Raw genomic sequence first — 8,755 nt, 5'->3', positions numbered from 1 at the left:
CGATTTCCTGCGATTCGGGAGATCCGGAAGGAGAGGAGCAGCAGACCTTCTTCCGTACCAGCGGCAAACAGATTCTGAACCGCGAAGGTCAACCGGTGGTGCTGCGGGGCGTGGGGCTGGGTGGCTGGCTGATGCCTGAGGGTTACATGCTGCACACACCCGGGTATGGATCACCCACTTCAATTCGAGGCCAGATCGAGGATCTCATAGGAGCCGCGAATGCGGACCGCTTTTTCGAGATCTATCGACAGCAGTACGTAAAGAAGGAGGACATCGACCGTATCGCCGAGTGGGGGTTCGATCATATCCGCCTGCCCTTTCACTACAAGGTGCTCTACGATCCTGACCTGGGTTCATTTCGGGAGGAGGGGTTCGACCTGTTCGACCGTTTTATAGGCTGGTGCAAAGCCAACGGGATATACGTGATACTGGACATGCACGCGGCGCCGGGCGGTCAGAACGGCGGTAACATCAGCGACAGCGACGGTACGGCACGTCTCTGGCTGGAACCGGAAAATCAGGAGCTGACGATCGAGATCTGGAACGAGATTGCGCGGCGTTACAAGAATGAGCCGTGGATCATCGGGTATGATTTGATTAACGAGCCGGTGCTTCCATCCGGTGTGACGGGTACGGACTTTCGGCGGTTCATGCTTCGGCTCTCGTCGTCGGTTCGCAACATCGATCCGAACCACACGCTCTACATCGAAGGGAACTGGTACGCGACCGATTTTTCGGCGCTCACTCCTGCGTTCGACAACAACATGGTGTGGGCTTTCCACAAGTACTGGAACTCGACCGACGCGGGCACGATCGGTTATCTGTTTCAGTTGCGGGATGAGACGAACACGCCGTTGTGGCTGGGTGAATCGGGTGAGAACTCCAATGACTGGTTCTACGAAGTCACCCGGATGGTCGAGCAGAACGGGATCGGTTGGAACTGGTGGACGCATAAGAAGATTGAGACGGTTACGAGTCCACTGTCGGCTCCGTATGCGGACGGGTACGAGGACGTACTTGCTTACTGGAGGGGACAGGGCCCCCGTCCGTCTGCGGACGCTGCCAGGCAGGCGTTGTTCGCTATGGCGGAGAATCTGAGCATCGACCGGTGCGACTACCGGCCCGACGTCGTGGCGGCACTGTTCAGCAACACCTTCGCATCGTTGCCGACGCCGTACCGGGAATTGTCAATTCCGGGGACCATCAGTGCGACGGATTACGACATTGGTGCGCAGGGAGTATCGTATTCGGACACGCAGCACAAGAACGAATCGGGATCGCCGGGCCTGGCAAACAATGGCGGCCAGTATCGAAACGACGGCGTCGACATTGAGAGGACCGACGACATCTCAGGCAACGGGTATAATGTTGGGTGGATTGACGCGGGTGAGTGGCTACGGTACACGGTTGACGTGGCCGCGTCCGGATCGTACACCGTGACGTTTCGTGTGGCGTCGGCTTCGGGTGGGGGACGGCTGGCGATGCGAATAGATGGAGTCGCGGTGATTCAGCAGCTGGAGGTGTCGGCCACGGGCGGATGGCAGAGTTGGAATAGTGTCAGCGTGAGCGGTGTTGCATTGACGGCGGGGCGCCATGAGCTACGGATTGAAGTGACAGCCGCCGGCTTCAACCTGAACACGGTCGATTTTGGCTTGTCGGGAGCCTGAATCGCTGAGTACGCTCGCTCGTGGTCTGAAAAAGCGATGATCAATTGTGAATTTGGTGAACGGAAGACTTGAACAGTGATCGATTTGAACGATAAAAAGTGCTTTTTTGCTTGCCAAGAACCTATTTTCAGTATTGAGATTACTGTTCTCAAGGATGTCCATCGGGGTGGTACAGGCTGACTTGACCAGACAGCCCCGTGTCCTTAAGTTCTTCCTGAAAAGGTTTTCAGGACGTTTCATCTGGCGCTCGACGCGGACGGCTTTCGTCGTCCTGGAAGATGCCATCTCTTGAAGCGAATCGAAATTAACTTCGGGCTTCGCGGACGTCGCGACGCCTCGAAATTTCTTAAATAGTCATTTACTCCACGGAGGAAAGTATGACTGAATCCGTTACGAGCCGCCTCGCGGTCCTCGCATGTCTGATCGGTGTCATCGGAATGACCGTGAGCCCGGCGCATGCACAGCAACCACCAATAGGTGACGAGTTTTTCTTCTTCGCGGAGGGGTCGAACGTCACGATTCCTGATTTCGGTGGCCAGATTGTAACCGATCCGACGAATTCGGAGAACTCGGTTGCCCAGTTCACCTATTCCAATTGGGCGGCCCCGGGCTGGCGCTGGGATGGACAAGACGGCGTCGACATGTCAGCGAATGTTGGAGCAGCAGTTGGTGAGGGCGATACGCTTTATGCCCGGATATGGGCCTCCTCGGATAATATTGGCAAGCCCAACGTCGGAATTGTCATGTACGATGCAACGGACGAGTCGCCTGAGGTCTGGGCCGAGAAGGATGTGGAGTATCGACTCCTTTGGTTCTATCCGGCCTGGCTGATGAACAACGAGTGGCATGATCTTGCCATCCCGTTTCCGCCTTCGACGATCGCCGCCCTCGATTCGGCCAAGATCGGCAAGAATGTGGACGGAACGGATCTGGCAACGCCGCTGGATACCCTGGCCCAGTACTGGTCGTATGTTGGCGGCTGGGCGGGTTCCGTAGGGCAGTACGTTGATCCAAACGGCCAGCAATGCAACCCGAATGACGCGACCGATTGCATGGTGTTCAAGGACTTCTCGTGGGAGCATGTTCGCGGCCTGGCGCAGTCGTTTGACAACGCCGATGGCGGTGGTACGGTCTTCATCGATGACCTGTACATCGGAGGCCCGAGCACAGACATCTCTGACGCCATCGGCGCACCCTCGGCCATGGGAGCAATTGCCGTTGGCGCCGACGGTGCTGAGAATGTCGTCAGCTGGACGCACAACCCTGAGTTTGGCGGCTACAACATCTATGTGAGTGACGCGCCCATCACGAGCCTCGGCAAGGTTGGTGAAGTGGTCAAGCTCGGCACGGTTCCGTTCAACGCGGACACGTTCGAGTATCGCCATCGTGTCGAGTTTCCGCATCCGTCGTTCGCAGGCGGTGCGTTGTACTACGCGGTGTCGAGTACGAGCGCGTTCGGTGTGGAGAATCCGGATGTGAGCGCAAGCGCAACAGAGATCACGAACCCGAATGCAGCGACTTCGCCATATATCGGTATGCTGACTTCTGCAGAGGGTGACGCTCTCTTTGCCGCCGTATCGAATGGTGACGTAGCTCCCGGTGCTCTCGCGAACTTCACACCCTTCGGGTTGAATGCCTCCCACTCCAGCGGTGGGGATGCCCCGCTGCCGACAGGTGGCGACGTTGACAACTCTGCCAACATATGGCTGGGCATCTATTTTGATGCGGCAAATGATATCAATGAGCTCTATATGTACGCAGAGGTCACGGATGACGTCGTCAGTCTCGCACCGCCGACGGTGGACGCGAACGACCCCGCGTCGTGCGGTGGCAACATCTGTGGCTCAACGGACTGGAACTTCGACAGCATCGAGATGAACTGGGGCTCCTACGAGGTACCCTGGTTGCTCGGTTCGACGCACACCAGCATCGAGGATGCAACCACGTCGCGCGGAGCGACGCCCGACCACCAGCTTCGGTTCTCGCTTTCAAGCGATGGAGCAGGTGGCATTCTGAACGATGCTGTGGCGCTGCAGCCGGGACCGAACGGCCTGACCTGGGAATTCCCGAGTCACCAGCCCCAGGGTGCTCCGATCGTCAATGGCGCGTCCGTAAACGGGGACTTCATGACCGACGGAACCAATGTCGTTGGATGGAAGGTGTTGGCAGTCATGCCGTTCGAGTCGATCATCGACCCGGCTCCGCAGCCGCCACTAACGCCTGACGCGATCTTCCAGCCGCCGGCAATGGATGAGATCAAGATCGTTCCGTTCAACTTGATGCTGAATGATCAGGATGAAGGCGGGTCGCGTGAATCTCAGATGCAGTGGAGCATCAAGCCAAACGCCGCCGGTGGCGCGTGGGCCAATCCGCTGATGTGGACGGTTACGGCCGTTGCAGGTCGCGATCTGGCAACCGCGATCGATGAGGAGGGTGGCGAGGTTCCGATCGAGTTCGCGCTGGAGCAGAACTATCCGAACCCGTTCAACCCGGCAACGACCATCCGATTCGCGCTGGCTTCGGCTGAGAATGTCTCCCTCACGGTCTACGACGTGCTTGGCCGTGAAGTCCAGACGCTCATCAACAATCAGCAGATGGGCGCCGGCAGGTACCGCGCAGCGTTCGATGCGGAGAAACTCGCATCGGGCATGTATGTGTACCGACTCAGCGCCGGAACGTCGTTCGTTGAAACCAGGACGATGATCCTCGTCAAGTAGTCGAGTGAGAAAGGGTGCGGTGGCGAAAGCTGCCGCACCCCTTCTTCTTGATACGCTTTCTTCTTGATACGCTTTGAATCGTTGAAGCGAATCTGGTCCGATTCCACTCAACGACGGGCTTGACTACGGAGTCGCCTGATGGCAGCTTTTTCGTACTGTGGTATTCACTAGAGCGTGCGTTCCCATGACGCGGCTATGTACTGTACTGGCACTTCTGCTGTCGCTTACTACAGCCTCAGCATCAGCAGCCTCAGCGGCAGAACCCTCATCACTCCCGGACATCACGGGCAAAATCGCGGGGCGAGTGACTGACGCCGCCACCGGCGATCCGCTCCCGGGCGTAAACGTGCTCATCGAGGGGACAACCCAGGGCTCGGCTACCGATCTGGACGGGTACTACACGATCGTGAACGTGAAGCCCGGGACATACACGATCCGATGCTCTTTCATCGGCTTCCGGATCGAGGTCGTCGAGAACGTCCAGGTGATCGTGGACAAGACGACGCGTATCGACTTCGAGCTTCGCGAGGAGATCTTCGAGGGAGAAGAGGTCATTGTTACCGCGGAGCGGGGCATCGTCCAGGTCGACCGTACGACAACTACGGCGGTCGTTGACGGCGAACAACTGGCGGCACTCCCGGTGACGTCTATTGGTCAGGCGATCGACCTTCAGGCCGGCGTCGTGGACGGGCGCTTCAGAGGTGGACGTTCAGGGGAGGTCGCATACCTCGTCAACGGCGTACCCATCAACAACGCATTCAACAACCAGGCTGCGTTCGACGTTGAGCAAAACATGGTGGCCAGTCTGGAGGTGATCAGCGGCGTGTTCAACGCCGAATACGGGCAGGCACTCTCCGGCGTCGTCAACATCGTGACAAAGGATGTCGCCGATAAGTGGTCGGCGTCATTCCTTGGCTACATCGGCACGCTCGCGAGCTCAAAGTCACTCGAATTTACGAACCGGTCAGTCGCTCCCGGCAACGGCCTGCTTCCGTCCGACTTCTCGTCGGAGCAAGTGAAGTTCTTTGATGCCGCTGGTCTGGACCACTTTAAAGACATCCAGTTCTCGGTCGGCGGCCCCGTCATCAAGGATCGACTCGGCATGCAGGCATCGCTACGATACCTTGATGACAAGGGATATCTCTTTGGGCGCGATCTCTTTTCACCGTCGGATTCGTCGGCGGGACTCACGCAGTCTCGAACAGACCAGTGGATCATAGAATCTACCGGAGACGGCGAGATTATACCTATGGGCGCCGGCGAGCGCCTGTCGCTGAACCTCACGGCAAATGTCAGAATAAGTCGCACCTTCAACCTAGACTACAACCTGTTTCTTCAAGACGGGAGTTCCAAGCCGTACGACCAGTATTTCAAGTACGTGCCGGAAGGCGTCAACAATAATTACGTCTTTAGCCAGACACACATTGTGGGGCTTCGATATACAGTTGGCAATAAGTCGTACGGAAACGTCTCGTACAGTTATCTAAAAGACAATTTCGAGAGCCGCCGCTTTGATCTCCCGGACGGCTACGATCTCGACTATTGCATAGGGTTGACGTCAGATGATCTGACTAACGAAAATCTGCAACGCTGCAAGCTCGACAGCAGGTACCAGACGCCTCGTCTGAGCAGCCTTGTAGGTTCCAACGCCTTCAGTGTGGGCGGTAACTATCTGGGCTCCGGCGACGAAACGACGACCACGCACACGATGCTGGCGGACTTCAGCAGCCAGGTGAATCGAATCCACCTCATGAAAGCCGGTGTCCAGGCTCGTCTCCACTCCCTTCGCAATTTGGGCTACGGAATCGAGAAGTCGGCCCGGACCCAATTCACGGCTCAGATCTCTCCCTCGCAATACAGCAGGACAATTCTCGAGGCCAATCCGATCGAGTTCTCGGCGTATGTCCAGGACAAGATGGAGTTCGAAGGGCTGATCGTGAACGCGGGCCTCCGGTTCGATCTCTTCGATCCGGACTATGATCTTCCAAACGATTGGGCCCAGGCTGACAAGGAACGAATTATCAACCCTCTGGTCCCCACGGATTCAATCTCAAACCGGACACCGGCTGACATTCAGCTTCAGCTGAGTCCGCGAATTGGCATCGCGTTTCCGATCTCTTCGACCGGTGTGATGCGGTTCTCGGCGGGTCTCTTCTTCCAGACGCCGCGCCTTAACCTGCTCTACACGAACCCGGAGTATGAGGTAAACCCGGCCGCAAGTTCTGTGCAGTTTGGCAACGCCGGACTTGATCCTGAACGAACACTCGCGTTCGAAGTCGGTCTGCAGCAAGGTCTCACGGAAGATATCGGACTCGAGCTCACCCTGTTTGCGAAAGACGTCCGAAACCTGACGGGCCAGGAGATCGAGCGCACACCACGAGGCGACTACGCCATACGCTGGATCAACACCGACTATGGGACGATTCGCGGTCTGACGTTCTCGCTCTACCAACGTCCAGGCTCTCTGCTCAGCTGGACGCTGGACTACACCCTTCAGTTCGCCGAAGGCACCGCGAGCGATCCGGGTCTCGCCTTCGAGCGGGAAATTGCGGGCCTGGAAAAAATCCTCTCACTTGAGCGCCTCAACTGGGACCGCCGACACGTGCTCAACGGGACAGCGACGCTGGTACCCTACGAAGGATTCAGCCTGACCTTTGTTGGCCGGATGCGCAGTGGTGAACCTTACACCACGACGAGGAATTTTGTCAGGTCCACGCAAGTAAACAATGCGGACCGTCCGCTGCAGTTCTTTTCCGACCTGCGCGTGTACTACAAACCGAAGATGATCAAGCAGGACATGCAGCTGTTTCTGCAGATTGAGAATCTCTTCGACACACGGCCTGAGTACGCGGTCTACTCATCCAGTGGCCGCGCTGACGAATCGCTGGAGAAAGAGTTGGACAGGGCGCGAACGATCCCGGTGGGTGGTGTAAACAGTCTCGACGAATGGTACTTCAACCAGGGATGGTTCGGTGGCCCGCGTCGAGTGAGCCTCGGGCTCAGCGTCAGAATTTGAGGCGGTTATTCCTATGGCTTACGGCTCTGAGATACACATGAGAACGTCTCCAAAATGGCTTCTGGTACTGGTAGTACTTGCACTGGTGGTGCCATTCGATCTTCACGCGCAGAACGGATCCTCGTCGCAGGTACCGCCCGAGTACCGCGGCGACGAAAGCGAGATCGCGCGCGGAATTCTCGACGGCAATCTTATCGAGACTAACTTCCGTAACCACGGAGAATTGTCTCGATGGAACGACAACCCGTGGGGTATATGGCCCAGGGGCGTCGGTGGGCGCCACGTCGACGGAGTGGGCGTCCTGGTGTCGGGTAGGGTACCCGGGGAGAGAGCCAAATGGTCGTTCTACGAGGGAAAGCCGGATACCATGGTAAATCCGGTGATTCTCACGTATCGGGATTTCGGAAAGAAGACGGGCCCAAGCGGTGAGCTGTGGGGATGGCTGCCGTTACCCGGTTTCAACAATCCCAGACGGATCAACAACCTCGGCCAGCTGGAGCCAACCCCGGCTCTAAGTGATGATCAGGCCTCGTGGCCCGAGTTCTGGCCAGACCGGCTGGGCAATCCTGACGATCCGGGCTGGGCAGGGCAATGGAATGGCTTCTTCGGTCGAGGCGTTTTCAACGCCGACCTCGAGAGCTACTACGTGATGGATGATTTCTCCGACAAGGAGTATCAGGTCTCGCCGGGTAGCGGCCAGCCGCTGAGCCAGTGGGGTGTCTTCTATGCAAGTCCCACCGACTCGACCGTCGGTGGACTCGGAATGCAGACCGGCGTTCGGATTTTCCAGTGGGCCAATGTGCTGGCGGAAGACGCCATGTTTCTGCTGTACCGGATTACGAACGTGAGCGAATACGACTATGTCGCGAACCCGCCGATTGAGGATGTCGGTCTCTGGTTCGGTCAGGTCATGGACTACGGCCTCGGAAACGAAGAGGGTGACGAAACGGCCTCCTTCGATCCCCAGCGTGATGTGACGTTTGGCTTCGACCAGGATGGCATCGGTCAGTCGCCAACCGGTCAGCTATATGATCTCGGATATACGGGGTTTGCCTTTCTCGAGAGTCCGGCTCGTGATGATGACGGGACGGACAACGATGAAGACGGAATCACCGATGAACTTCGATTCGGTGGTCCCGGTATGCTCATCGAAGGGCAGGACGCCATCCGCGCCTTCGTTGAGGCCAACTACGACATGGAGAACTTCGAGCGTTACAACGGACCGCTTGAGGAGCGGCCGGCGTTCGCAGAAGGAAGGTGGTGGACGGGCGATGAAAACCTTGACTGGGTTGGCTTCGATGACGCCAACGGCAGTGGTGTTATCGACCCGGGTGAGAACACGCGTAGCGACGTAG

4 protein-coding genes are annotated in these 8,755 nt (G+C 57.5%); all 4 read left to right on the top strand.

What is annotated here, in order from left to right; all coding sequences use genetic code 11:
• Positions 1-1,667, top strand: a 1,667-nt coding sequence (locus HKN37_09475; GenBank protein ID NNE46875.1) for a cellulase family glycosylhydrolase, incomplete at its 5' end; no start/stop codon positions are given.
• 377 nt (positions 1,668-2,044) lie between these two features.
• On the top strand, positions 2,045-4,384 hold the full coding sequence (locus HKN37_09470) for a T9SS type A sorting domain-containing protein (protein ID NNE46874.1): 2,340 nt from the start codon (positions 2,045-2,047) through the stop codon (positions 4,382-4,384).
• 184 nt (positions 4,385-4,568) lie between these two features.
• A complete protein-coding gene (locus HKN37_09465; protein NNE46873.1) occupies positions 4,569-7,400 on the top strand; it encodes a TonB-dependent receptor in 2,832 nt (943 codons plus the stop codon).
• 37 nt (positions 7,401-7,437) lie between these two features.
• A partial coding sequence (locus tag HKN37_09460) for a hypothetical protein (GenBank protein ID NNE46872.1) occupies positions 7,438-8,755 on the top strand: 1,318 nt, incomplete at its 3' end.

The sequence above is a fragment of the Rhodothermales bacterium genome, assembly GCA_013002345.1.
In the GTDB taxonomy this organism is placed as follows: Bacteria; Bacteroidota; Rhodothermia; order Rhodothermales; family JABDKH01; genus JABDKH01.
Note: the sequence above shows the minus strand (reverse complement) of the source record. Positions and strands in the feature narration are given on the sequence as shown.

Excerpts from the sequence above, each read along its gene's own strand:
- HKN37_09470 (NNE46874.1), top strand. The coding sequence starts at position 2,045 with ATGACTGAATCCGTTACGAGCCGCCTCGCGGTCCTCGCATGTCTGATC.
- HKN37_09465 (NNE46873.1), top strand. The coding sequence starts at position 4,569 with ATGACGCGGCTATGTACTGTACTGGCACTTCTGCTGTCGCTTACTACA.